Annotated in this window: 24 protein-coding genes and 1 riboswitch; of the genes, 7 read left to right on the forward strand and 17 right to left on the reverse strand. The window is 36.6% G+C overall.

Annotated features, from left to right (window positions below):
• Window positions 1–58 precede the first annotated feature (58 nt).
• From B7C41_RS07970 to B7C41_RS07995, 6 genes are all read right to left on the reverse strand, one after another.
• Window positions 59–1,393: a hypothetical protein gene (locus tag B7C41_RS07970; protein WP_085298258.1), complete on the reverse strand. Its 1,335-nt coding sequence runs from the start codon at window positions 1,391–1,393 to the stop codon at window positions 59–61.
• Between the two features lie 246 nt (window positions 1,394–1,639).
• Complete coding sequence (locus tag B7C41_RS07975) at window positions 1,640–3,499, reverse strand: tetratricopeptide repeat-containing diguanylate cyclase (protein WP_085298259.1); 1,860 nt, start codon at window positions 3,497–3,499, stop codon at window positions 1,640–1,642.
• 106 nt (window positions 3,500–3,605) lie between these two features.
• The gene (locus B7C41_RS07980) at window positions 3,606–3,833 is read right to left on the reverse strand and encodes a glutaredoxin family protein (RefSeq protein ID WP_085298260.1); all 228 of its coding nucleotides are present in this window, start codon (window positions 3,831–3,833) and stop codon (window positions 3,606–3,608) included.
• Between the two features lie 98 nt (window positions 3,834–3,931).
• Window positions 3,932–4,543 (reverse strand): fumarylacetoacetate hydrolase family protein, encoded by a 612-nt coding sequence (locus B7C41_RS07985; protein ID WP_085298261.1) that lies wholly within the window; start codon window positions 4,541–4,543, stop codon window positions 3,932–3,934.
• Window positions 4,544–4,602: 59 nt separating this feature from the next.
• Window positions 4,603–4,953 carry a hypothetical protein gene (locus tag B7C41_RS07990; protein WP_085298262.1) on the reverse strand — a complete coding sequence of 117 codons (351 nt, stop codon included), beginning with the start codon at window positions 4,951–4,953 and terminating at the stop codon, window positions 4,603–4,605.
• A gap of 103 nt (window positions 4,954–5,056) precedes the next feature.
• Window positions 5,057–5,362: an EF-hand domain-containing protein gene (locus B7C41_RS07995; RefSeq protein ID WP_085298263.1), complete on the reverse strand. Its 306-nt coding sequence runs from the start codon at window positions 5,360–5,362 to the stop codon at window positions 5,057–5,059.
• A gap of 355 nt (window positions 5,363–5,717) precedes the next feature.
• On the opposite strand from B7C41_RS07995, the gene B7C41_RS08000 reads away from it, so the two are divergent.
• The 3 genes from B7C41_RS08000 to B7C41_RS08010 all read left to right on the forward strand — a co-directional run bounded on the left by B7C41_RS08000 (window position 5,718) and on the right by B7C41_RS08010 (window position 9,246).
• On the forward strand, window positions 5,718–7,217 hold the full coding sequence (locus B7C41_RS08000; protein ID WP_085298264.1) for a HAMP domain-containing sensor histidine kinase: 1,500 nt from the start codon (window positions 5,718–5,720) through the stop codon (window positions 7,215–7,217).
• The gene (locus tag B7C41_RS08005; protein WP_085298265.1) at window positions 7,217–7,780 is read left to right on the forward strand and encodes a hypothetical protein; all 564 of its coding nucleotides are present in this window, start codon (window positions 7,217–7,219) and stop codon (window positions 7,778–7,780) included. Before B7C41_RS08000 ends, B7C41_RS08005 begins: the two co-directional genes overlap by 1 nt.
• 92 nt (window positions 7,781–7,872) lie before the next feature.
• Window positions 7,873–9,246 carry a sigma 54-interacting transcriptional regulator gene (locus tag B7C41_RS08010; RefSeq protein WP_085298266.1) on the forward strand — a complete coding sequence of 458 codons (1,374 nt, stop codon included), beginning with the start codon at window positions 7,873–7,875 and terminating at the stop codon, window positions 9,244–9,246.
• A gap of 94 nt (window positions 9,247–9,340) precedes the next feature.
• Here the strand turns inward: B7C41_RS08010 and B7C41_RS08015 are convergent, their stop codons facing one another.
• From B7C41_RS08015 to B7C41_RS08035, 5 genes are all read right to left on the reverse strand, one after another.
• Window positions 9,341–9,814, reverse strand: a complete 474-nt coding sequence (locus B7C41_RS08015; RefSeq protein ID WP_085298267.1) for an FKBP-type peptidyl-prolyl cis-trans isomerase — start codon at window positions 9,812–9,814, stop codon at window positions 9,341–9,343.
• A 62-nt stretch (window positions 9,815–9,876) separates the two neighbouring features.
• Window positions 9,877–10,587: a pseudouridine synthase gene (locus tag B7C41_RS08020; protein ID WP_085298268.1), complete on the reverse strand. Its 711-nt coding sequence runs from the start codon at window positions 10,585–10,587 to the stop codon at window positions 9,877–9,879.
• A 38-nt stretch (window positions 10,588–10,625) separates the two neighbouring features.
• Window positions 10,626–11,519 (reverse strand): mechanosensitive ion channel family protein, encoded by an 894-nt coding sequence (locus tag B7C41_RS08025; protein ID WP_085298269.1) that lies wholly within the window; start codon window positions 11,517–11,519, stop codon window positions 10,626–10,628.
• A gap of 133 nt (window positions 11,520–11,652) precedes the next feature.
• A complete protein-coding gene (locus B7C41_RS08030; protein WP_085298270.1) occupies window positions 11,653–12,090 on the reverse strand; it encodes a hypothetical protein in 438 nt (145 codons plus the stop codon).
• Entirely contained in the window at window positions 12,087–12,872 is a 786-nt protein-coding gene (locus tag B7C41_RS08035; protein ID WP_085298271.1) for a DUF1194 domain-containing protein, read from the reverse strand. Before B7C41_RS08035 ends, B7C41_RS08030 begins: the two co-directional genes overlap by 4 nt.
• 275 nt (window positions 12,873–13,147) lie before the next feature.
• Between B7C41_RS08035 and B7C41_RS08040 the strand changes: the two genes are divergently transcribed.
• The gene (locus B7C41_RS08040) at window positions 13,148–13,978 is read left to right on the forward strand and encodes a hypothetical protein (RefSeq protein WP_085298272.1); all 831 of its coding nucleotides are present in this window, start codon (window positions 13,148–13,150) and stop codon (window positions 13,976–13,978) included.
• A 21-nt stretch (window positions 13,979–13,999) separates the two neighbouring features.
• Here B7C41_RS08040 and B7C41_RS08045 read toward each other — a convergent pair whose 3' ends face one another.
• Both B7C41_RS08045 and B7C41_RS08050 read right to left on the reverse strand, forming a co-directional pair.
• The gene (locus B7C41_RS08045; protein WP_143764330.1) at window positions 14,000–15,481 is read right to left on the reverse strand and encodes a sensor histidine kinase; all 1,482 of its coding nucleotides are present in this window, start codon (window positions 15,479–15,481) and stop codon (window positions 14,000–14,002) included.
• Window positions 15,457–15,996: a heme NO-binding domain-containing protein gene (locus B7C41_RS08050; protein WP_085298274.1), complete on the reverse strand. Its 540-nt coding sequence runs from the start codon at window positions 15,994–15,996 to the stop codon at window positions 15,457–15,459. The genes B7C41_RS08045 and B7C41_RS08050 overlap by 25 nt, the downstream gene beginning before the upstream one ends.
• Before the next feature lie 101 nt (window positions 15,997–16,097).
• Between B7C41_RS08050 and B7C41_RS08055 the strand changes: the two genes are divergently transcribed.
• The gene (locus tag B7C41_RS08055) at window positions 16,098–17,411 is read left to right on the forward strand and encodes an HD domain-containing phosphohydrolase (protein WP_085298275.1); all 1,314 of its coding nucleotides are present in this window, start codon (window positions 16,098–16,100) and stop codon (window positions 17,409–17,411) included.
• Window positions 17,411–18,799 (forward strand): sigma-54-dependent transcriptional regulator, encoded by a 1,389-nt coding sequence (locus B7C41_RS08060; RefSeq protein ID WP_085298276.1) that lies wholly within the window; start codon window positions 17,411–17,413, stop codon window positions 18,797–18,799. The genes B7C41_RS08055 and B7C41_RS08060 overlap by 1 nt, the downstream gene beginning before the upstream one ends.
• 59 nt (window positions 18,800–18,858) lie before the next feature.
• Here B7C41_RS08060 and B7C41_RS08065 read toward each other — a convergent pair whose 3' ends face one another.
• The 4 genes from B7C41_RS08065 to B7C41_RS08080 form a co-directional block, all read right to left on the reverse strand.
• Window positions 18,859–19,827 (reverse strand): tetratricopeptide repeat protein, encoded by a 969-nt coding sequence (locus tag B7C41_RS08065; RefSeq protein ID WP_085298277.1) that lies wholly within the window; start codon window positions 19,825–19,827, stop codon window positions 18,859–18,861.
• A gap of 342 nt (window positions 19,828–20,169) precedes the next feature.
• Window positions 20,170–21,063 (reverse strand): PDZ domain-containing protein, encoded by an 894-nt coding sequence (locus B7C41_RS08070; protein WP_085298278.1) that lies wholly within the window; start codon window positions 21,061–21,063, stop codon window positions 20,170–20,172.
• Window positions 21,064–21,074: 11 nt separating this feature from the next.
• Window positions 21,075–21,557, reverse strand: coding sequence for a hypothetical protein (locus B7C41_RS08075; RefSeq protein WP_143764331.1), 483 nt, complete (start codon window positions 21,555–21,557; stop codon window positions 21,075–21,077).
• A 12-nt stretch (window positions 21,558–21,569) separates the two neighbouring features.
• Window positions 21,570–22,118 (reverse strand): RNA polymerase sigma factor, encoded by a 549-nt coding sequence (locus tag B7C41_RS08080; protein ID WP_085298280.1) that lies wholly within the window; start codon window positions 22,116–22,118, stop codon window positions 21,570–21,572.
• A gap of 159 nt (window positions 22,119–22,277) precedes the next feature.
• A riboswitch (TPP riboswitch) is annotated at window positions 22,278–22,376 on the forward strand.
• A gap of 95 nt (window positions 22,377–22,471) precedes the next feature.
• On the opposite strand from B7C41_RS08080, the gene thiC reads away from it, so the two are divergent.
• On the forward strand, window positions 22,472–24,430 hold the full coding sequence (thiC, locus tag B7C41_RS08085) for a phosphomethylpyrimidine synthase ThiC (RefSeq protein WP_085298281.1): 1,959 nt from the start codon (window positions 22,472–22,474) through the stop codon (window positions 24,428–24,430).
• Window positions 24,431–24,434 lie beyond the last annotated feature (4 nt).

Genomic DNA, 24,434 nt, shown 5'->3' on the forward strand with positions numbered 1-24,434 from the left:
CTCAATTGTCGATATAAGCCGCTTTCTGTTAATTACTTTGTTTTCATTAAGAGAAACATTACTTTCCCTTCCAAGCACTAATAAATAAAACAATCACAATTAACAAAAGTAGGATTGGCAAGGCTGCTTGGCTAAAAATCAAATAACTATCTGTAAGATTTTTTGAGGAAAAATCTAAATAATCATTCCAAACACTCAATAGTGCAACAATTTGTAAAATTGATATTCCGAAAAGTATTTTATTTTGCCTTTTCGCCGACTTTGCTAATTTACGAGTAAATATTCGATGGCAATACTCTTTAAAAAACTCAACATACATTTTGGAGTTTTCGATACTACTTTCAATATTCCAAACTTTCTCAATTACGCTATAAATAGCCGCTTTATCAGACTCGATTGTCAATTTAATATTTTCATTGTGAATAATTAAATGACTTATTAAGTTTATATACTCATCTATTAGCGCTTCTTGTTCATCGTGGTGTTTAGTGTCTATCGTTAAATCTCTAATTACACTATTTAAATTTGTTAATGCTTCAGAAATAATTCCAAGTTGGAACCACATATATTGCATGTGGTATTGAATAAGCGCATAACGATCAATATTGGTTGAACTCTCTGTCATTACAGTATGAAATCGCCCATAAAATCCATAGTAAGACTGGCCCCCAATATTAATATCCACCGGTGATTTGATGGTTTTTTCCGCACCTTTATTACACCTTATTAACGCTCTCTTTAGGTTTTCGTTTTGCGCTGAATCTATAACATAAAACGTAAAGTTCCCGGTGTTTCGGCGAATTTCTACTGAAAATTCTGAAGCATTTTTGTATGCTTCCTTATCAATGCTCAGAGAGTCGCAAATAATGTTTTCAATATTTGTTACCACTTTATTTCTGATAGTGTTTCCCCATAAACTTACACCATCGTTATTATCTTCGGAATTAACAACTAAGTTTCTTATTTGGTTATAAAAGTCATCAAATGAAGTGACTTCTGTATTAAGCTGCAAAAAGTGACGCAACTCCATTTCAGGGATATCAAAAGAAAATTCATAAACAATAACAAATGACCAGAACCTTTCATCGAAAACAACGTCAACTAAGGTTTCATCCTCAACTAAATATTGCCCAAACGATTTTTCTTCCAGAGAATACCTATTACTTAGTATTTCTTTTGATAGCTGAGCCGAATGAATATTGTCGATACAATTTAAGCAACGAAATGATTTAAATTTATAGTACTCACCAACAAATTTCCTGATCCAAGAAATAGAAAAATCATCATTAAATAAAGCACTTAGAACAAAGTCACTTTTGCGTAATAGCAATTTATTATATAAATTTTCTGATATTTTAATTGGCTGAACGCAATTAATTTTAACTTTCGTCATCTTTATCCCTAATAGAATCAAAAAAGTAAGTAACCTAAGCTCTGGATAATGAGTGCTTGATATTAAAGTAGATCAAAGACTTAGGTAGTGAAGTAAATACTATAGCAAGATAAATGTCATTATAGATACTATCAATGCATTACTTTATACCATTTCCAATGGCAAAACGTGGATTAAAAGAAAGTATTGAGTAAGTGCTGCTTATCCAGAATTAGGGTTAAGTGCATTATTCAAACAAATTTGAGTTTAAAAAATGTTTATTTGGTTTTTACCTAAATGCTTTGCTTTATATAATGCTTGATCTGCATTGATGTAAAGCTGCTTTTCGTCAGAGCATTGCTCAGATAACCCGGCAATACCAATGCTCACCGTCACCTTATCTTGATGGCCTGAAATCATTTTTGCTTGATTAATTAAACTTAAGAAACGTTCAGCAATTTTTTTTGCTTCACTAATGCGAGTTTTAGGCAATATACATAAAAATTCTTCTCCGCCTATTCTTCCAAAAACATTACCTCGGCAAAATACTTTTTTTCCTATATCGGCAACACAACAAATGACGTCATCACCAATTGGATGACCAAATTTATCGTTGACATGTTTAAAGTCATCGATATCGATTAACACAATCGACAATTGCATTTTATCAGGATCACTCCCAGTAATAGCTTTGCTTAAATATTCAAAAACATAGTGGCGATTAAATGAGCCCGATAAAGAATCTTTTATCGCTAGTAGCCTCATTTTCCGGTTATTTCTATATTGTACTAACATAATAATCAGTACTACTAGGCTCGTACAGATAATAAAAATATTAAAGTAAACTTCTTGTATACTCATATTCTTACGTTTTTCTAATTCTAACAGTTCTACTTCTGAACGTTTTTTCTCTAGTGCATATGTTATTTTTTGACGCTCAGCTTCTAAATTAGCTCTAACTTTCAACAACCGATCAGATGACTTATTTATGAGCAATTTAGTGTATTGACGATAGTATTGTTCAAGCATTTCATAACCTAAGCTAAAATCTCCACGAGCACGTGCCAATTCACCTGAAATTTTTACCACTTCCAATTGCCATGCCGTCCCCATAATCTCAGGCACTTTTGAGAATTCACTGGCAGCATTAAAAAGTGCACTTTCTGCGGCGTCTAAGTGCCCAAGAGCGATCAAGCAACTTGCTTTACGTTTATATAATTCAGCATTGTAATCAACTAGTCCTTTTAATTTTAATGCGCTATCGATCATAGCAATCGCTAATTCACAGTCACCTTTTTCAGCATAGGTCATCCCCAAGCCATAAGCGGAAAAAAAACTAATATTTAAATTTGGAGTGTAATCAATACTCTGCTGATATCGTTTAAAATACTCGATAGCTAAATCATATTTCTTCCAATATCGATAAGTTGATGCCAAACCATAAATAGCTTCAGCTATATGTGCCGGATAGTTTAAGTACCGATAAGTTTCCAGCGCTCGTTGGTAATACTCAATAGATTTTTCATAGTCTTGTAAATAACCATAAATGGCACCATAAGTTTCATTAATTGAGCCAATTAAGAACTGATCTTTTAAAGCAAAAGCTTCAACATAAGCTTCTTGAATATCAATAAGTGAAGTTTCGAATAATTCAGTAAGTGTTTTTGTATAAGCTAACTCTTGTTTAGCATAAGCATATAAATGTTGTAACTTCCCTTTTTTTGTAAGCAATAAAGCCTTAGTCAACACTTCTTCTGAAAGTGAATAATTACCTTGGCGTTGATGGATAATTCCTTGATATAAATTTAAATGTGCCTGGATAACTAATGGTGTTTGTGGGGTAATAAGGCTTATCGCTTGCTTGACGGTCGCATTAAAGTCATCGTAAAAATAAATCAGATTTTCAGTTTGTGCTTTTCGAACTAGCCACCAAAGATACTGGGATTCGTTATAGGAGTCGGTAGCTGATTGCATACCGATAATTTTTTGATAAGAAAGCCAAGGCTGAAGATATATTTCATCGCCCATATCACTAAAATGAAACTTATCACTGGTAACCGCACCAACCATATGGCTACAACAGAAAAGAATAAGAGTAACGCAGTAAACTTGTAAAGCTTTCCTCATCTCGCATCCATGGCTTATAGCAATTTTACTTTTAACATTACGCTATCATAAAAAAAATAATTAAACGATAGCGAAAATCAACTATTCAAAACCTGATAGTGCATGACTAACTTTTGTAGATTTGATTAAAGTCTTTAACATTAAAACCATTCAGTACTTGATCGGCAATTTTTATTATTGGTACGCCACGTCTATTCAATTTAGAAAATTCTTTTTGCCCTGCTGGCGTTTTTATATTACATAGGCGAAATGGAATCCCCTCCTGTTCTAGATAACGCTTAGCTGTTTGGCAATGGGGACAATTGTTCATGGTGTAGAGAATAACGCGTTTCATTGTTAAGCACTTAAAGTTTTAAAGGATAGTAGCCATTATTCTCTCATATTTGTACCTGAAGAATAGTATTAACCAATAAATTTAACGGCAAATAAGCCTTATCGAGCTTGCCAGTCTATAGAAATCAAAGTCTCTCCAGCCAAAAGCACTTGCGCTTTAAAATGATCACCAGTAACAATTTCACCAACACCTGCAGGTGTGCCTGTCATCACGATATCGCCATCTTCTAAATCAATAAAAGATAATATCTCTTTAAGTATCTCTTGGGGAGAGTGCAACATCATAGCAACGGACCCAGTTTGTCGACGTGTACCATTAATATCGAGCGCCACTGTAAGCTCTTGATCAATAAAATCAATAGAAATAAAGTCACTAAAAAGTGCAGAGCCACTAAAGGCCTTCGCTCGTTCCCAGGGTAAACCTTGTGTTTTTAACTTCGACTGCAAGGCTCTTTTAGTTAAATCTAAACCGACAGCAACAGCGCAAAACTTACCCTGTCGATATAAAAAACAAAGTTCAGTTTCATAATGTAAACCTTCTTGATGAAATGCCAATAATTGTACTCCTATGGCGGCATTGGGTTTAATAAAAATCACCATATTATCAGGAACTTCATTTTCTAGCTCACTGATATGTTCGGCATAATTACGTCCAACACAAACAACTTTTGATGGCGTAATATAGCCTTGTTCAACCTTAACGGATCTCATTTGACAACTCTTGAAAATAATTAATATTTTTTTCTATAGTAATTAATTTACAGTTTAGATTATGATTTTACTAGCTTTAATTGCGTTTTAGGATGATTTAACTGTCTTATTTTTACTGTATCTGAAACTCTACGGTTCTGCTTGAAACGATCAAAACTGACACTTTCCACTGACAATTGTTGCGCTAATTTTTCAAAAGCTTGGCGGTCTTCGCGAGTAAAATCATCACCCTCACGTGTTAACAGTCCATCGATATATGCATTATTGCCATTAAGGGTAAAATTAGCAGTTGCTGAATAAGGTTTGCCAAAGTCATCAACACGTATTGCACGAACGGCTTTAACTTCAAAGATCCATTTATCAATCCGCACATAACGAGATAAAGGTTGCTCAATAGACTGACTATTCATTCTGGAATACCTTAGATTTCAATATAAAAAAGCCGACTGATTGGCTGGGAATTAACGCTTACAGTCGGCAAAAAAGGGAGCTGTTAATCAGCAATAAATAGCACTACGATAGCGACTTTCTCATGTGCTCAATATACTGATTAAATTCCTGTTCACTAATCTGTTTATCGCCATTAGCATCTACTTTAGTGAAAACTTTACTTAGCGTGGCATTTTTAGCTAATTCATCTACACTTAACGTGTTGTTTTTATCTGCATCATAACTAGCAACAAGTTGGGAAAATGATGAAGAAGTTTTCTCGACTTTTGGCAGCACTTTACTGATGTCATTATTTGCGAAAACAAGATTTGACGTTAATGATGCAGCAACAACAATGATTGACAGTTTTTTTAAGCTAATATTATTCATGATTGAATCCTTCTATTTGATTAACAGCACATCAATTAATATGCCTACCATGGCTTATGCCACTTACATTTGAAGGTTTTGCATACGTCGTACCAACATTGCAACCGTATGATATACAAAGGATTATTATAAAAACCATGCCAAGACATGTCACCTATTAGCAACAGTTTATTATTTATCAATCATTTATAACAATCATCAAAACAAACATTTAACCTTTAAAATCAAAAGGTAACAAAATAACCACCTCCGTAAAACCATAAGTCTCAAATAAGAGACACTATTGTTTTTTAGTTAAATTTAGCTAAAACTACGACATAACTTATATTCAACGAGACATGACAAAGCCTTTAACGTGAAACTAATAAAAGCTAAAAAGCACCCTAAACACCTATCTATTCTAAACCTTTCAATAAGATCACTAACTTTATTGGGCTTTAGCTTAGTTGCCATTCCTCTGGTTATTTCCTTATTATTTGGTGCTTCCCAAGTAAACACCCTTGCTAAAGATAGTGAAGAGGCAATTATTGATGTAAAAAAAATTCTTGATAGCCTACAGATGTTAAAAAGTAGCCAAATAAAAATGGAGCGCAGCGCTGCGCAATACTTAGTATTAAGAGATGCTGCTTTAGCGAAGAGCTATCTTAACCAAAGCCAGCAAATTTTAATGGTAACGCAAAAGTTTATTGTTGCTAGCAGCGATGAAGAGTTACAAAAACTGGTTGAAACTTATGTTGATACAGTCACATATTTGGTAAAAGTCACCATTCCTAATGCAGAAAAAAAACCATCAAACGATGTCGATATTCTACAACCTATTCAAGAGAAATTTAATTTGCTCACAGAGAATTATGAACAAATTAGTCGACACAGTAATGTATTAAACGCTCAGCAGGTCAATCGTATCAAACAAGCGGCACAAGCCACTCGCGATATCATGATCCGGAGCTTAGTTATCATCCCAGTTAGCTTATTAATTGCGGCAGTCTTTATTTTTCTTATCACCACGCCACTAAAAAGATTAACCAAAAGCATTTTGCGTTTGCAACAAGGGCAATTTGACAAGGAAATACAGCTCATTGGTTCACCAGAAATACAAGAAATAGCGCAAGCATTGGAAAACATGCGCACACGCTTACACGCACTTGAACTGCAAAAATCTAGCTTTATAAGGCATATATCGCACGAATTGAAGACACCATTAGCCGCCATTAGAGAGGGAACCGAATTACTTTATGATCATAGTGTTGGGGAACTTAATGCTGAGCAGCAAGAGATTTCTCATATCATTAAAAAAAGTGTCTTTCGTTTACAAAAGCATATAGAGAACTTACTCGATTTTAATATAGTGCTCGATTCAACCAGTCTACAAGATTCAGAGCAAATGCTCATTGATGATACTATCACTCAAGTGTTGTCCGATCGAAAACTCGATATAAAGCGTAAGAAAATTAATATCAAACGGCAACTCAGCAGTATTTATTTGGTGAGTAATTGCAAACAAATCGCCGTAATCATCGATAACCTATTATCTAACGCAATAAAGTACTCGCCAAATGAAGGAGTTATTGTCATTTCAACCATAATTCAAGAAGGTCAATTACTATTAACTGTCAGCGATCAAGGTATGGGCATTAGCGATGAACATCAAAGTAAAGTATTTGATGCTTTTTTCCAAGGACCGCCGCCAGCAGATAGCCACGTAAAAAGCAGTGGTTTAGGCTTAACAATCGTAAAAGAGTTGATACTCAGGCTTAATGGTCATATAGCGATAATCAGCAATCAAAAGCAACAAGCAGGCACAAAAATTAAAATAACTTTGCCACGTGCTTTTACGCAAAAGGAGCATGATTAATGCTTATTAATTATTACTTTTCTCTGTCGCTTCTACTATTAAGTAGTCTTTTCTTACTTTCTGGCTGCGAGTTGACCACCACACCGGAACCAAAAGGTGGCAGTACAAGTTATGGTGAGTACTATCTTGATTTACAACAACTTACTGAGCTTGAACTCATAGCAGAAGTTGAAGAATTACAAGATAAAGTGGCAATACTACCAAGTCAATCATCAAAACATGACTACGATAGTCAGATCAAATTATTGTTACTTTATAGCTTACCAAAATCACCTATTTACAATAGCTTTAGCGCTAAAGCTTTACTCAATCAAATGACAAAAAAAAGAAATAATATAGCTTTTTCTGATATCAGCCCACAAGAACAAGCTTTAATTTCTCTATTGCGTGATCAGCTAAATCAACAGTTACTAATGTACAATCGGCTACTAGTTCAGCAACAGGAACAACAAAAAATAGCGTTGAAAAAGCGGCATGCATTAATAGACAAACTAGCATTACTTGAGCAAACCATTATTCAACTAAAAAAAATAGATCAAACAATTGATGAGCGCGAGCACTAGTTAATTTGTTACTAGCTAACCTGAGTTCACGTTAACTATAAGTAGCAAGATCACGTAGATGAAATATCACCTTTAGATATAGAGATAACTTAATGAATCCCCTTAGCCCTACAACAGATAGTAGTAAAAATAAGATCCTCATCGTGGATGACGATCCTAGTTTATTACGTTTACTAGGTATTCGCCTTTCTGCTGCCGACTATCATGTTGAATCAGCAAAAAATGCCAAAATAGCCTTAGGACGATTAGAAAGTTTTCATCCTCACTTAGTTATTAGTGATTTGAAAATGGAAGGAATGGATGGCATGGCTTTGTTTGAACAAATCCGAGCACGACATCCACATATACCTGTCATCATAATGACGGCACATGGCACAATACCCGATGCAATTAATGCCACTAAACAAGGCGTCTTCAGCTTTTTAACTAAGCCTTTCGAAAGTAAAGAGCTATTGGAAGTTGTTCAAGAAGCAATTCGTTTACAACCTGCGGAACTTAACCACAATCAAGTTGATAATCAATGGCGAGATAAAATAATCAGTCGTAGCACGGTCATGGAGTCACTGCTGCAACAAAGCAAGCAAGTTGCTAAAAGTGACTTTAGTTTATTAATTCATAGTCAAAGCGGGACAGGTAAAGAGCTGCTAGCAAAAGCAATCCATTTAGCTAGCCCCCGATATGACCAAAAGTTTACTGCCATTAATTGCGCAGCTATTCCTGAACAGCTTTTAGAGTCAGAACTATTTGGCCACACTAAAGGAGCTTTTACTGGTGCTGAAAAGAATCATATAGGGCTATTCCAAGCGACTGACGGCGGTACTCTGTTTTTAGACGAAATTGGCGATATGCCGATGAATTTTCAAGTTAAGTTGCTCCGCACTTTGCAAGAAAGAGAAGTTCGACCGGTAGGAAGTTCCCAAAATATTAAAGTTGATGTCAGAATCATTTCCGCTACCCATAAAAATTTACAACAGGCAATTATCGATAAAACCTTCCGTGAAGATTTATATTACCGACTCAATGTTGTTGAATTGGTCTTGCCACCATTATCGGAACGCAGAGAGGATATCCCTTTACTAGCACAACACTTTTTGACTCGATCAACTGAGCAATCTCATATTAACATTTCAGGTTTTTCACAAGAGGCTATGGAAGTTTTAATCAGTGCCGATTGGCCGGGAAACATTCGACAGCTACAAAATGTTGTCGAGCAAACTGTCGCTTTATCAACTGAACCCTTGCTCAGCGAGATGCTGGTTAGAAATGCTTTACGTGATAAAACAGCTATTTTACCATCTTTTGTACAAGCAAGAGATAAATTTGAACGAGACTATTTAGCAAAATTACTGAAGATAACTGCAGGTAATGTTTCTCAAGCCGCCAAAATAGCACAACGTAATAGAACGGAGTTCTACAAATTACTTAACCGACATCACTTAAGCGCTGAAGCGTTCAGATCAGAGTAAAAATATTATTTGATGATACAGGGAAAGAATAAGGCTTAGTTAAATAGGAGCAACTAAGCCGGAAATCATTTAAATAATATAGCCCTTCAAACGATTAATTAATTGCTAATAATTCAACATCAAAAATAAGTAACGAACCCGGTAAAATCTTCCCAGCAGCACTATTACCATAGCCAAGCTCAGCAGGAATAAACAATCGTGTTTTTTCACCAACAACCATCAATTGTAGACCTTCCGTCCAACCTTTAATCACTTGATTCAAACCAAAGCTGATAGGCTCATTTCTTTCCACTGAACTGTCAAAAACAGTACCATCGAGTAACGTACCATGATAATGCACTTTTACTTTTGAGTTTGCTGTTGGGTGAACTTCACCGTCACCTGTGCTTAACACCTGTAGCTGTAAACCAGAAGCTGTTTCAATAACTCCTTCTGCTTCTTTATTTTTTTTTAAAAACTCCGCAGCTTTTACTGCATTAACTTTAGCTGCTTCACGATTTGCGTTATTACGTACAAAAAAGCTCACAATCAAACCCAACACAATAAGTAAAATAATATATTTAGTCACAATTTTCCTTTTATTACATCTTATTATAATTTCTCAATGATAAATAATGAGGCATTGAAAATCTATTTATTAATATTATTAACCTCAATTTCAGTTAATTGTCTACTTTGTCCTTCAAGCAACTCCCTATCGAGCTGTAGGTTTCCGATACTATGCCGATGCAATGCCACAACAGGGTTTCTAAAACGACCAAACATGCGCTTAATCTGATGATATCTTCCTTCTACAAGTTCAACTTCAGCTTGATAGTCAGAAAGTATGGTCAATTTCGCAGGCTTAGTTGTGAGACCCTCATATTCGAAATACATGCCGTTAGCGAAAGCCTCAATATAATCTGCTGTTAGCTTATTTTTTAACGTCACAAGATAGCATTTACTAATCTTACTTTCTGGCTGCATCAAGCGTTCAGACCAACGACTATCATTAGTCAGCAGCATTAAACCTGAAGTATTAAGGTCAAGGCGACCAACGATATGCAACTCATCTTTAAAGGCAGAATCGAGTAAATCAATAACGGTTTTGTGAATAGTGTCTTTTGTAGCACTAACTACGCCGACAGGCTTGTGTAACATAACGTAATAGGCGCTGTTCGCCTGTATCGCTTGTCCGTCTAATGTCACATGACTAAAAGTGTCTATAATCTCATCGATATCATGGGCAATACGATCATCTACTAAAACACGATCTTGCGCCAGCATAAGTCGTACCTTACGGCGACTTATTTGGCAATGCTGCGCAAGAAACCTATCTAAGCGAGCTTTATTTAACGCCATAAATAGTTATTACTTAGGTAATGAAAACTGATCATTAATTACACTGCATCTTTAATAAGATGAACATCGCGTTGAGGGAATGGAATTTTAATATTTGCATGTTCAAGTGCTAAGTAAATTTCTTTATATGCTGTATATTTTGCACTGTATAAACTTTCTGTAGGTGTCCATAAACGTACAGCGATATTAATTGCACTGTCGGCAAAGGCATCAATCCCGATTAATGGCTTACGAACATCACTGACTATATCAAGCTTACCGATAACATCCTCAAGCATTGCTACAACTTCTAATGGGTTTTCGCTGTAGTCAATGCCAACACTTAACTCCAGCAATGAGTCATGCTTTGAGTTATGTAATACTTCACCAACGATATGCTTATTGGGAATAGTTATCTCAACATTGTCTTCGTCTGACAATATTGTGTAAGCTAACAAAACTTCTTTAACTAGCCCTGTAACGCCTTGCACCGTAATGGTGTCGCCAACAACAAATGGACGAATAATGATAATATTAAAACCTGCTGCATAGTTCGCTAACAAGCCCTGTAATGCTAAACCCGCACCTAATGAAATAGCACCAATTGCAGCAATAAAGGGTGTCACGCTAATACCAAGTTTCCCTAGAGAAATAATGGTAATCATCACCACAATTAACATTTTACTGGTATTAGCTAAAAAACGACTTAAAGTAACATCTAGTTTATGTCGCTCACATAAGCGTAAAACCAATTTAGCTATTTTCCCCGCAAACATATAACCAATAATAAAAATGATGAAAGCACCAACTAACTGAAAACTATAATTGGTAAAAAACTCGACAATTACATTATAAAAGTAACTGACTTGATCAAGCTCGTCTTTTAGTAGATTAGAAGGGTCAAGCGCTTTTGCCGTCTGTTCCGTTGAGTTTTCCGATGTTGATTCAGCCATTAGTAAATTCCATATCTGTACTTTAATTATTTTGCCTATATTACGACAAATTGCAGGTAAATTTACAATAATATTAGCGACTAGTCGCTAATTAATAGACATCCTTGTCTTATTCTACTGAGGAACTAGCCCTTTAACGCTTTGCAAGGGAATTATCGGCTAATTGATAGCTAATAGTGCGATGCAGCTCATTATCAATATAAATTTCCATTTGATAGTCACCTGGTAAATCATCAAAGTCTGTGCGCATAAAAATCGCGCCTCGTTTTTTAATTATCATGGTTTTTCCCATCACTTTTTTCAAACCACCATTTTTATTTTTTATTGGCACAATATGCACGGAGTTCAAGTTAAACTTCTCATTGGTAGCGCTCGTGACTACTAAGCCATAAAGTGTCGTTTCAACACCATTAACAATAGGTATTTCAGTGGTTTTTTCAAAGGCGATAGGCTCTCCAACATTATTGTGCCGTACTACACCAAAATCAAAAACAAAATTACTATCCGTCGACGCATTTGCTACGCTAGACAATAAGATACAACCAGCTATAACCATGTTAAATAATCTCATGATTTCTTCTCCTTGATAGTGTGCTTTCTAAAACATATAAATATTGCGGGAATAGCAAATAAACCTATGGTGCTCGGCTCGGGTACTGAAACAACATTAACGGGTCTACTGCCTGCTATTTCGGCGACAATTTTATTTTCAATGGAAGTTTGAAAATCATCAAAATTACCTGGTGCCAACAGGAATGGTGATTCGCCGTTAATTACCTCACCTAAATATTGATCAACAACATTCTGATTTGTGGTGATAACAATACCGTTTATCGTGTCAACACCATCAGCAATGGCATTATCAGACGCTATACTTGGTGTTACACCAGAGTTATTAGTGCCATCTCCTGAGATATCCATTATTTGCTCAAAACCTTCAAAGCCGTTATTTTCAAATAATGGATAAGCGTATTCTATAGCTTCACCGATTGCTGTCCATCCTGAAAATGGGCGAGCTATAGCAGCAATGTCCGTCGCAAAGGTATCGGCACTTGTAGCACTATCAACTAAAGTCCAATCAATCATAACACTTTGCTGATTTGGTCCAGACCACATAATCAGTTGCACTGCAATTTGCCCTTCACTGCCATTGATAATAGCATTTTGCACGTTATCGCTTTCAAAAGCTGCTTGATAACCTAGCAGCTGTAAGTCATATTCAGTACTATTAATACTGCCCGATATATCAAGTAGCAACTGCAACTCTATATCTACTTGCGTAACACTATATGCCGCACTGCTCGTGCTTAGCAACAAAGCAGCTAAAGCTGCCTTAAGGGAATTTATTCGCATAGATTTCTCCTCATAATACTTGAACCTTGCTCATCGAGTTATTCTCACTCAAGGTTATTGCAGTTTTCCTGCCTATTTTTTTTACCATTAATATCAATCAGTTAAGAAAACATTAATAAATCATTCGCAAACTGCAGTTAAATCTATTGCAATTTGCAAAGCACTTTCAGCTAAACAGCCTAAAGAAAAACCTAAAGCACTGATTGTAAATACTTTTATAACTGGCAAAGCAATTGCAAAGGTTCTAAGGTCTATTGAATTGTGAGGAAAAGAATATGAGTGCTAACTATAGAAGAGAGAGATATAGTCGTCATACAACATCATTCACCGACTCTTTAATTAAAGTCACCTTATTGGCTGTATTTACTATTATTTTAGGTGGGAGTGCGGCTATTCAGTGGAAGAAAGCCTCATCATTGAGCGCAAGCTTGGATGATAAGAATATTCTGCTACTGAAAGCTGAGGATGAATTATCAATACTACGCACTTTAAACCCATATCATGTTGGGAGTAATGAAGTGCTAGCTCAAGCTGTAAACAAAGCAGACTTATTTCCCGGTTGGATCACCCGAGTATACCCATTACCTTCAAGTGTCGAACAAGCTGCTTTTAGTAATGATGTTGGCTCATTTGTAATGAATGAAACTCGCTTTTCACTTTCAAGCCACAAAAGCTACGGTATTGCGCAACCAAGTAAAAGCATGTATCGCCTTAATGGTCTTTTTCCAAATCGTATAAAAGGTCGCTTACAAGTGGGAGTTGAATTTTATATTAAAAATCAACAAACGAGTGCAAAGTCAGACGCGATGTCAAAAATAAGCTCATGTTATGCCCGCATTGATATGAATAACAAGCGCGTCATAGACAAGAAAATTCATTTAATGGCACGCTTTGAAGCAGAACAAGTGTTGACTGGATCGCTGGAGTTAAATAAAGGGTTATTTCCCATTAGCGCTATGCTTTATTGTGATAGAAAGTCGGCACTAAATGGCAGTGACATTGAGGTTTCCATTTCATTTAGAACACCTCAGCAGCACAATCTTACTACTAGTCGCTATGATATTTTTCATATTTACAACCCGAAAAATATTATTGCCCAATTATAAGGGAATAAGCATCACTTAATCTCATGAATAGACAATAGGAAATTTAAGCGTAAACGTGCAGCCTTGGTTAGGCTCAGAGTTTACGCTTATCATCGCGTTATGCTTCTCTACAATGGCATACGAAACTGATAGCCCTAAGCCTGTACCTTCACTTTCATCCTTAGTGGTATAGAAGGGCTCAAACAAACGACGAATAACAGATTCATCCATACCACAGCCGGTATCATGAACTTTTACTTCAATATAATTATCAATCATATTACTTTCAATTCTAAGTTCACCACTCTCATCCATTGCTTGTGCAGCATTAACAAATAAGTTAACAAACACTTGTTGTAATTGGCCATAATTTCCGTGAATTTCAGGTAACCCTAAAGATAGCTCTTGGACAATATCATGATCATACTTAAGTTTATTCCAGACTATTTTTAATGCACTTTCAATAACATCATTAATCGCAACAGCAGAAAATTCATCTTGTTCTTTTCTGGAAAATGTTTTGAGGCTTGCAACAATTTCAGTAACGCGTTCAACGCCAATAATGCAAGAGTCGAGCAATTCACTCACATCCTCACGGGCAAATGATAGCTCACGAGCATTATCAAGTTGCTCAACTAACTTAGTAGGGAGTTGTGATAATGCTTGATCATAAATATTAATATAATCTTTTAAAACATCTAAATTACTGGTGATATAACCAATGGGATTATTAATTTCATGAGCGACTCCCGCGGCTAATTGCCCTAATGAACTCATTTTTTCACTATGAACTAATTGTTGCTGGGTCGCTTTAAGTTCGGAAACAGTATTGCGTAAATCACGAATATTGTAAGCAAGTTCAACCTTCGTCATACGCCTTTTTATAGCTGAGCCAAATTGGTGCGCGGCAATATCTAAAGTCTGCTTAAAGTCATCACTATAACAATAATGACTAATATCGAGTAAAATTATGCGCCGTTCTTTTTCAGTTACCTTTACTATTAGGTACAATAACATTTCATTAAAAAACAGCTCTGAGCACATGTGATTACAGGTACTATTCGAACGTTCAATACGGTGCCAACGTGATTCTAACTTAGCCAACATAGGCTTAATTAGTAATTCATAATCTTTTTGCCAAAGCATTGTTTGCCATGACTCACTAGGTGACGCTAATGACCAAACATAATTTTCATCATCCTGATTAATACGCATGACAACAACAGGACATGCATCTAATAATTTCGCAACATTACCGGCAAAATGAGAAAATGATTCATCTATATTCTTATCCAATAGTAACTCTTGTGTCAGACTAGCTAAAAATTGCAGCTGAACTTGGCGGCTTGTTGCTTTTTCATAAGAATCGAAGAACTCTTTATTATCATAAAGCCTAACTTCTGCTTTTTGATCCAACTTTGCTTCTAATTTCTTTTTAGCATTGCGTTCACGTGTCAACGCTTTCTCTAACAATGTAACTTTTTCTTGTAATGCTATATTCAAATCTCGACTCTGATCAGGCAATGTTCATCTCCTTTACATAGACATTTAGTTTGATAAATGTGAGCTTTCTGCTGAAAGTGAGCGGCGGCACCAAGAATTAATCCTTCTGCAAAATGACACATTTGACGGTGTGATATGTAACGAATAATAAGTACGTTATCATGTGGCTGATCGTACAAAAGTGTAGGTGTATAGGCTAAAGGGTCACTTTTTTGCACTTCAATATGAATAACACTATCGACTGCGCGCATAAAATCAAATAGGTTATTTATTTCTTTAACATGAGGTAAGCCTAGTGACATCAATACAGGGAAAAAATACTCACCGAAGCCTCTGAACAAATACTCCCTATCAACTCCTATAATTGTTCCTAGAGTATCTGCTAACACTTTAAACTCAACATCTTCATAAAGTTCCGTTGATAAATATTCGCCATTAGAAGCAAGTTCACAACTATCAAGTGTTTTCAACCACGTAGTTAAGCCAAATTCCTTTTCAACATACTCCGCAAAGCCGGTAAAAATTGCACCTTTCATTATTCAACGTCCTTTAAACACTTCACTTAACGTTAACTATAATGCTAGCATGAGTTTATGCAACTAATTAATCTTTAACTATATTTTTTTAGGGGTGAGAAATGTTACCGTCAATTTTATTGCTAGATGATGAACAGGAAGTACTTAATGCACTCCAGCGTGTATTGCACAGAGACTATCAAGTACATGCGTTTACTGACGCGCAAGCAGCAATAAATTTTTTTCATAACTCACCAACACAAATAGTTATTTCTGACATGAAAATGCCAAAGATAAATGGTGCTGAGTTTCTTAGTCATATCGCTAAAATTAACAGTAGATGTAAACGCATCGTACTAACCGGCTATGCCGATACAGAGTTAGCAAAAAAAGCAATTAATGAAGGTAAAATTTCGGCTTACTTAAATAAGCCATGGAGTAACATCGAACTCAAAGAAACCTTAGCAAAGTTAATCAACGAACTGAAAGTTGAAAATAAAAAATTATCAGTAATTAAAAGCTTAAAGCTGGATAATCAGCGTTTGTCAGCAAATCAAGATTCGATAATAAAAGTTAGTAATTTTCTTCAAGCGAAGCATATCAACGTCCTTGATAAACACAAGAAACTGGCAACATTGAATAATGAATTATTACAACTCAGTGCAAACTTAGTTGCCATGCAAACTCAAGACACATCAGGGCACACCTATCGAGTTGCTCAGCAAAGTAAAATGCTAGCCAATAGAATGCAGTTAGAAGAACCTCACCCAGTTCATGTTTATTTGGCAGCCTTATTCTATCGCATTGGTATTAGCAGTTTATCCCCGTCGCTTGTTGCTTTACCTTGGTATAAAATGAGCTCACAAGACAAGTCAACTTGGATGAAGTATCCACAAGTTAGTGCTGATGTTTTAACTTCTGTTGAATCATTAGCTCCCTGTGCAAAAATCGTTCGTCACATTTATGAACACTTCGATGGTTCAGGTATACCGCAACACCTTAGCGGCGATGACATTCCAATTACTTCACGTATTTTAGCAATCAGTATTCATTTTGACTTATTAGTATCCGGTAAAATGACCGAGCAATGCATTACTCCGCAAGAAGCTGTCATTTTAATGAAAAAAAATTTAGGTAACTTATTTGACTCTAAAATTTTCAGCCAATTTATCACTATGCTAACCACACCATTGACAACCGAGCGTTTAGAGATAGCAAAAAGCATTGGTGAATTACAGCCAGGAATGCTGCTGGCACAAGATATTTTAAATCATGAACAACACAAGCTGCTTAATGAAAAGACTGTACTTTCACAAAGCCATATTGATAACTTGGCCAAACACCAAGAACATACAAAAAATGTCATTGTCGCTTATATACTGCATGGCCCTCGTAAAGAAAGTCCTTCACAACAAAAAGATGGAGCAGCCAACTAATGGAAATTACCGATACTCGCCCTTTGGTCGTCATTGTTGATGATGAGCGCGAAATTTTAGCTGCATTAAAACGTACCCTAATGCGGGTAGATGTACATATTGAGTCGTTTACCTCACCGCGATTGGCCCTCGAATTCATGCAAGATAACCAACCGGTATTAGTCATTTCTGATCAGCGTATGCCAGACATTACCGGTGATAAGTTACTGGCTAAAATTAAAAAACGTTGGCCAGACACTAAACGTATAATGCTCAGCGCCTACGAAGATTTTGATTCGGTTTCTGCTGGTTTTAATCAGGCTATTATTGAAAAATTTATTTCCAAACCTTGGAAAAATTCTGAACTGGTTATGCTAGTACAAGATAGCATAGCCACTAAAGACACACCTCCAGCTACAAGCCAGCTCAGCCAAACCATTATTGGTGAAAGCACTAAAATCAAGCAATTGATTGACCATATATCAATAGCCGCAGGGGCAAATGTACCAATTTACATTCATGGTGAAACAGGCACCGGTAAAGAGCTTGTTGCCAAGGCTTGTCATGAGTCTGGCTGCAAGCGCGAAGGGGAGTTTATCGCGGTGAATTGCGCCAATTTCTCAGAAACACTAATCGAATCTCAACTTTATGGTCACAAGAAGGGGGCATTCACCGGGGCGATTAATGACCAAGAAGGTTTATTTGCTCAAAGTAATGGTGGCACGATATTTCTTGATGAAATAACCACCTTGCCGATGGCATTGCAAGCTAAGTTGCTACGGGTTATTCAAGAGCGAGAATTTACCGCGTTAGGTGATCATAAGTTGATGAAATTCGATGCACAAATTATTGCTGCATCATCAGTAAAGCTAAGTGATGCCGTTAACAACGGAGAATTTAGAGAAGATTTATTTTATCGCCTTAATGTAATTCCCTTAAACTTGCCGCCACTAAGAGATCGTGAACAAGACGCTTATGTTATTGCCCTGCACTTCTTAGCTAAATATAATCATCAACAACAAAAGAGCTTTATCGGTTTTAGTAGTGATGCACGTGCTTTTATCATTGATTATTCATGGCCTGGAAATGTAAGGCAATTAGAAAACACCGTACATAGTGTTTGTATTATGAATACCGGAACAAAAATAACCTTAGCCATGATACAGCCACTATTGGCAGAACAATTAAAAATAAATTCCCCCGTACTCAATGAGCCAGAAAAGTCTTCACTTAAGTCAATTGAAGAAACGCAATTATCAACTATCAGCAACGAAATTATTCCACTTGAATTAGTTGAAAAACACGCTATCGAACAAGCGATTGCTAAGTGCGAAGGCAACATTACCAAAGCCGCAGCATTACTAGAAGTTAATCCATCGACTATCTACCGGAAAATGCAAAAATGGTAATTATATAGCTCATCGTTAGCCATCAACTGGTTACGATGAGCAAAGCATCAAACGTGAATTTAGCGTTTTATAGACCACACTTTTTGGGCATCACGCATAACATTAGCCACAAAGCCATCTACATCCTCACCACTAATACTAATACACTTAGAGCTTGAATTTAAACACGTACGGCCACGCAAATGACTACCAAAACTATTGCCATCATAAATATTGCTTTTGGACATTCTTTCAACTTTATATTCCAGCGCCAACTCCATATCCCATTTATGACCAATTACTTCGATTCTTTCAATATCACTAGAGAGGGAAAGCATTTCCTCTGAGTTTTTTTGCTCTTTTTTTACTTCCTGTAAAATAGACTTTAATTGCTTGCGGCTATCTCGATAGCTCGAGAAAGCTAATTTCTTATATAATTTAGCACTTTTAAGCTGATCCAAAGAAAGGCCTTTACCATACTGATACATTTTGGCTAAGAGGTACATTGACGCTTTATGTTTCTTTTTTGCTGCAGCCTCAAGCATGGCAACACCTTCCTCGTTATTGCTCCCAGAAAAATTAATTATTTCTGTCGCTTTTTGAAACAGTGCAGGCGGGTAGTTATATTTAGCTGCTTTATCTAGTAAACGCTCAGACTGAGCAAGGTTTTTATCAATACCTATCCCATGTTTGTATAGATAGGACATCATCCAACGTGCTCGATTAGAGCCGGACAAAACAGCTTTGCGTAAATTTCTTACCGCCAATCGGTCATTTTTCTCTAAACCATTACCAGTCAAATAGGCTGTTCCAACCAATACCTGTGCTTCAGGGTTGCCCCATTTAGCATATTTTTTTAACTCTTTAAATAGTTTCAAACAACTATCACTATCACATATATGGTCTGGATTTACAGTAAAGCTATCCGTAGTTAATTCAGCTAACTCTCCTGAAAATTTACCTGCACTCCCGTTTTTTTCCGATGCTATGACTGGCGAAGTAAAGTTTATGCTAAAAGCGATAAAGATGACGTTAAGATAATTTTTCATATTTAAATTCCTTTTAAGGCTAACTATCTAAAATTGAATTTTGTTATATTTGGCGTAAAATTTCATTCACCAATGCTTATACGAAATAAAAGTAAATTAGCCAATGCATAACTGCAGTCATGCAGTTTCTCTAAACAAATGAATAAGATATTAGATAAACTCAATTCTTTCTAGATTCAATATGTTTGAAGGCTCATTTACTCTATGTAAGATGCATGGAAACGATTTTTGTGACAATTAACTGAAATTTTTAATTAGAATATTAATTATTATTTTTCAAAGTAAAAAAATGTACTCTTATAAAAAGCTATATCTCATCTAATAAAGTGCCTATACAGCTACTCACTGCATCTCACAATTTTGTTGCTTTTCTTTCCAAATCACCGGTAATTCAGCATACTTTTTGGATTTATTACTAGAAAACAAAGTGTCACTACGATAAGCCAAAAAATACGATCTATTAGCGTCTATTCGAACATTAAATTCGGCTGATTCAGCATGTTCTTTATCAAAATGATGAATTTTTCTGTGTACTGTTAATCTATGATAGCCAACCGGTATTTTTAAGTAGTCTTGCTCTAATGGGTTTTCAACTTTAACGCCATCAATCGCTTCAACAACAACAACTGTCTTTAAAGATCTAACCTTGTAACCAGATTCTTCGACACGAAATCCCAGTTTCACTTGCCCGCATTCTTGCTTTTCCGGCTCAATTTTATTAGTAACACTCATCAAAGGCTGCGGGATGTCTTGGTTTATCGTGCTAAATTTCCAACCTGGGGTTAATTTTACGGTGAGAGTACCTGCTAACATCATTGATTTTCCATCTCGCATTATCGTAATTTCAACGCCAGTCTCTTTTTTAGCATATTGAAGTACGGCCAGTGCAGGCTTTATATTATCAATAATTTCGGCACCGTTTATCGACGTAATTTTATCACCACTTTGAATACCAAAGTTATGCGCTTGACTATTCGGTGTTACTGATATAACTAAGCCGGGAGAATTAGCAGATAAAATAATGCCAAAACGTCCACTATTAAATCGCTGTGGCTGCGATAAATCTATTTGCACATTTTTAGCACCCGCAGCCTGCTCCAACACAGTAATTTCTTGTATTTTTTGCGTTATCATTTTTGACATTTGCTCAGCAATGCGTTGTGCTTGCGGTGATTTCAATTCTCCCGCAGTAAGAGGTAAAGCCAGTAGCAATATTGACAAATACTTAATTTTCATATTTAACCCTGTTATATTTCATAAACATCAATAGGTTGACTATAAAACCTAATCATACGGAGTAAAGTTTCACGCCTTAAACTCCAAAGCTTTTCATCAATATTTTTTTGTGTTTGCTGCTCTATAGAAAAATCAATCATCGCTAGCTCGTCATACCAATTATTCATTATTAATCGCTGTTGATTAGATAAAGTATTTTTCGATACTTGCGCCAGTTTTTGCTCTAAATCAGAGTTTTTTTCTAACAAGATTTGCTCTGATGATGGATCAGACATATTTACATTAGCCCAATTTTCATTTTGTAAACTTGTACTAGTTTCAACATTAATAAACCAAATGCCAAAAGAAAGTAGCGCGAAACTTGCTGCCATTGCTAGCCATTTACTTTGCTTTTTCTTTTGGTGTCTTTGCCATATCTCACCTGAAAAGTCAGGTGCTCGATGAGCTTCCCACTCAGTATATTTTTCTTCTATTATTGATTTATTATCATTCATAATAATTCTCAATTATTGCAACCATGATCTTAATTGTTGCAGTGCTCGGCGATAAAGTTGTCGGCTATTAGCTTCTTCTATGCCCAAACTTGGCGCAATTTCATTATGCCTTAAGCCGTATACCGCATAATAGTAAACTACAGAGCGTTGTATACCCGGTAGTTTAGCTAAGTAGTCTAAAACTTGTTGTTCATCTTTCAACTTTGCTTCTTGGATACGATACGGTTCAGCGAGTATTTCAAATGCCTCTTCGGCGTCTATATTATTGCTCGTTTTCGATGTTTTCCTGAAATGCCCCATACAGGCATTTATCGTGACTCTTTTTAGCCATGCACCAAGCGATTCCAATTTTTTTACGTGAGAAGCTTTCATAAGTAAAGTTTCAAAGACTTGTTGAAGAATATCGCAAGCTACGTCTTTATCGCCTAAAATGTGCAATGCTAAAGAATAAACATGATCAGCATACAGTTTATACGCTGCATCAAAACCAAGGCGCTTATCCTTTATCAATGCTACAAACTCAAACTGAGTAAGCGACTGGCCGAAACCTTCCTTCTTCATAAAATCCTTAGTTTTATTTTTAAGATGCACTAAGCAGAAGTATTGTGACAGTTATTTTTCATTTATTATTGAGAGCCGCTTCTATCTCTACTCAAAATTCATTGCAAAAGAATAAGTCTTCGCGCTAGAATCCAGTCACGTTTAAAAATAATTAAACGTATTGACTTGTCGGAGTGCCATAGGGCTGAGATCGCGAAAGCGGGATCCGTAGAACCTGATTAGATTAACATCTGCGAAGGGAACAAGTGAGCAGCTTCCATAGCAACGGTATGAATTACCTTCGATACTGCTCCTCGTTACTACCCTAATATAGCTCCGCCTAACTTTTATTTTATAAAAACAGGTGAGAGACCATGAGTTCAATTTCCAGACGCGAGCGTCGCGATCAAGCAGCAGAATTTTTAAAAAATGTTGCCGATCAATCATTTCCAAATTCCAAAAAAGTTTATGTTCAAGGCGAAATTCACGATATTCGTGTTGGCATGCGTGAGATATCACTGTCAGACACTTTAGTCAGTGGGCAAAAAGACAACGCTGTTTATGAGAAAAACCAACCATTATGTGTTTATGACACTTCCGGTTTTTATACTGATGACGCCATTGAAGTTGATGTTCATAAAGGTATTCCACGCTTGCGCGACAACTGGATTGAAATCCGTGGCGATGTTGAATTTTTATCAGGAAAAAGCTCTAGCTATAGCCAGCAACGTTTAGCGGACGAAGGGCTTGATCACATTCGTTTTGAACATTTACCAAAAGTACGTAAGGCCAAGACCGGTAAAAATGTGACGCAAATGCATTATGCTCGCCAAGGGTTGATCACGCCTGAAATGGAATATATTGCGATACGCGAAAACTTAAAGCGTCAAGAAGTACAAGATGAAATATTACTGCAACAGCACCAAGGACAATCATTTGGCGCCAGCATCCCCGAGCAAATCACTGCAGAATTTGTCCGTGAAGAAGTTGCTCGCGGCCGCGCCATTATTCCCGCTAATATTAATCACCCCGAAAGTGAGCCAATGATCATCGGGCGTAATTTTTTGATCAAAGTGAACGCAAATATTGGTAATTCGGCAGTAACGTCTTCAATTGAAGAAGAAGTAGAAAAGTTAGTATGGTCGACTAAATGGGGCGCCGATACGGTAATGGATCTTTCCACCGGTCGCTATATTCATGAAACGCGTGAATGGATCATCAGAAATTCCCCAGTACCTATTGGCACAGTTCCTATCTATCAAGCATTAGAAAAAGTAAACGGCATTGCTGAAGACCTAACTTGGGAAATTTTTCGCGACACCCTCATTGAACAAGCTGAACAAGGGGTTGATTACTTTACCATTCACGCTGGTGTACTACTGCGTTATGTACCAATGACCGCCAAACGAGTCACCGGGATTGTTTCACGAGGCGGTTCAATTATGGCGAAATGGTGTTTAGCACACCATAAAGAAAACTTCCTTTATACCCACTTTGAAGATATTTGCGAAATTCTAAAAGCTTACGATGTTTCATTTTCCTTAGGTGATGGTTTACGCCCAGGTTCAGTAGCCGATGCTAACGATGAAGCACAATTTTCTGAATTAAAAACCCTTGGAGAATTAACCAAGCTGGCATGGAAACACGATGTGCAAACCATTGTTGAGGGCCCAGGCCATGTGCCATTGCACATGATTCAAAAAAACATGACTGAGCAGCTAAAGCATTGTGGCGAAGCGCCGTTTTACACTTTAGGGCCGCTAACCACTGATATTGCTCCCGGCTATGATCATATAACTTCTGGTATCGGTGCTGCCAATATCGGTTGGTATGGCTGTGCTATGCTTTGTTACGTAACACCTAAAGAGCATTTAGGCTTACCAAACAAAGAAGATGTAAAAGAAGGTTTAATGACTTACAAAATTGCCGCGCATGCCGGTGATTTAGCTAAAGGCCATCCCGGCGCACAAATTCGTGATAATGCGATGTCAAAGGCCCGCTTTGAGTTTCGTTGGTACGATCAATTCAATATCGGTTTAGATCCTGAACGCGCACGAACTTATCATGATGAAACGCTGCCACAAGAGTCCGGTAAAGTTGCTCATTTCTGTTCAATGTGTGGCCCTAAATTTTGTTCAATGAAAATATCTCAAGAAGTAAGAGACTATGCTGCAGGTTTGGAGAACCAGACAAACAATGAGCAAATAATCGAGATAAAGCTACTTGATGAAACCATTGCCATTTCCACCCAAGGTATGGCTGAAAAATCAGCCGAGTTTAAAGCTAGCGGTAGTGAAATTTATCATCGCCTTGATAAAACCTTAGCCGAATAGCGGC

Source organism: Cognaticolwellia mytili (assembly GCF_002104475.1).
Lineage (GTDB): Bacteria > Pseudomonadota > Gammaproteobacteria > Enterobacterales > Alteromonadaceae > Cognaticolwellia > Cognaticolwellia mytili.

What these genes read in the sequence shown, in the direction of transcription:
- B7C41_RS07990 (WP_085298262.1), bottom strand. Translation starts at nt 4,953, where the DNA reads ATGAATAGTCAGTCTATTGAGCAACCTTTATCTCGTTATGTGCGGATT.
- B7C41_RS07980 (WP_085298260.1), bottom strand. Translation starts at nt 3,833, where the DNA reads ATGAAACGCGTTATTCTCTACACCATGAACAATTGTCCCCATTGCCAA.
- B7C41_RS08065 (WP_085298277.1), bottom strand. Translation starts at nt 19,827, where the DNA reads ATGAAAAATTATCTTAACGTCATCTTTATCGCTTTTAGCATAAACTTT.
- B7C41_RS08025 (WP_085298269.1), bottom strand. Translation starts at nt 11,519, where the DNA reads ATGGCTGAATCAACATCGGAAAACTCAACGGAACAGACGGCAAAAGCG.
- B7C41_RS08075 (WP_143764331.1), bottom strand. Translation starts at nt 21,557, where the DNA reads ATGAATGATAATAAATCAATAATAGAAGAAAAATATACTGAGTGGGAA.
- B7C41_RS08035 (WP_085298271.1), bottom strand. Translation starts at nt 12,872, where the DNA reads ATGCGAATAAATTCCCTTAAGGCAGCTTTAGCTGCTTTGTTGCTAAGC.
- B7C41_RS08040 (WP_085298272.1), top strand. Translation starts at nt 13,148, where the DNA reads ATGAGTGCTAACTATAGAAGAGAGAGATATAGTCGTCATACAACATCA.
- B7C41_RS08030 (WP_085298270.1), bottom strand. Translation starts at nt 12,090, where the DNA reads ATGAGATTATTTAACATGGTTATAGCTGGTTGTATCTTATTGTCTAGC.
- B7C41_RS08070 (WP_085298278.1), bottom strand. Translation starts at nt 21,063, where the DNA reads ATGAAAATTAAGTATTTGTCAATATTGCTACTGGCTTTACCTCTTACT.
- B7C41_RS08080 (WP_085298280.1), bottom strand. Translation starts at nt 22,118, where the DNA reads ATGAAGAAGGAAGGTTTCGGCCAGTCGCTTACTCAGTTTGAGTTTGTA.
- B7C41_RS08050 (WP_085298274.1), bottom strand. Translation starts at nt 15,996, where the DNA reads ATGAAAGGTGCAATTTTTACCGGCTTTGCGGAGTATGTTGAAAAGGAA.
- B7C41_RS08055 (WP_085298275.1), top strand. Translation starts at nt 16,098, where the DNA reads ATGTTACCGTCAATTTTATTGCTAGATGATGAACAGGAAGTACTTAAT.
- B7C41_RS07985 (WP_085298261.1), bottom strand. Translation starts at nt 4,543, where the DNA reads ATGAGATCCGTTAAGGTTGAACAAGGCTATATTACGCCATCAAAAGTT.
- B7C41_RS07975 (WP_085298259.1), bottom strand. Translation starts at nt 3,499, where the DNA reads ATGAGGAAAGCTTTACAAGTTTACTGCGTTACTCTTATTCTTTTCTGT.
- B7C41_RS08010 (WP_085298266.1), top strand. Translation starts at nt 7,873, where the DNA reads ATGAATCCCCTTAGCCCTACAACAGATAGTAGTAAAAATAAGATCCTC.
- B7C41_RS07970 (WP_085298258.1), bottom strand. Translation starts at nt 1,393, where the DNA reads ATGACGAAAGTTAAAATTAATTGCGTTCAGCCAATTAAAATATCAGAA.
- B7C41_RS08005 (WP_085298265.1), top strand. Translation starts at nt 7,217, where the DNA reads ATGCTTATTAATTATTACTTTTCTCTGTCGCTTCTACTATTAAGTAGT.
- B7C41_RS07995 (WP_085298263.1), bottom strand. Translation starts at nt 5,362, where the DNA reads ATGAATAATATTAGCTTAAAAAAACTGTCAATCATTGTTGTTGCTGCA.
- B7C41_RS08060 (WP_085298276.1), top strand. Translation starts at nt 17,411, where the DNA reads ATGGAAATTACCGATACTCGCCCTTTGGTCGTCATTGTTGATGATGAG.
- thiC (WP_085298281.1), top strand. Translation starts at nt 22,472, where the DNA reads ATGAGTTCAATTTCCAGACGCGAGCGTCGCGATCAAGCAGCAGAATTT.
- B7C41_RS08020 (WP_085298268.1), bottom strand. Translation starts at nt 10,587, where the DNA reads ATGGCGTTAAATAAAGCTCGCTTAGATAGGTTTCTTGCGCAGCATTGC.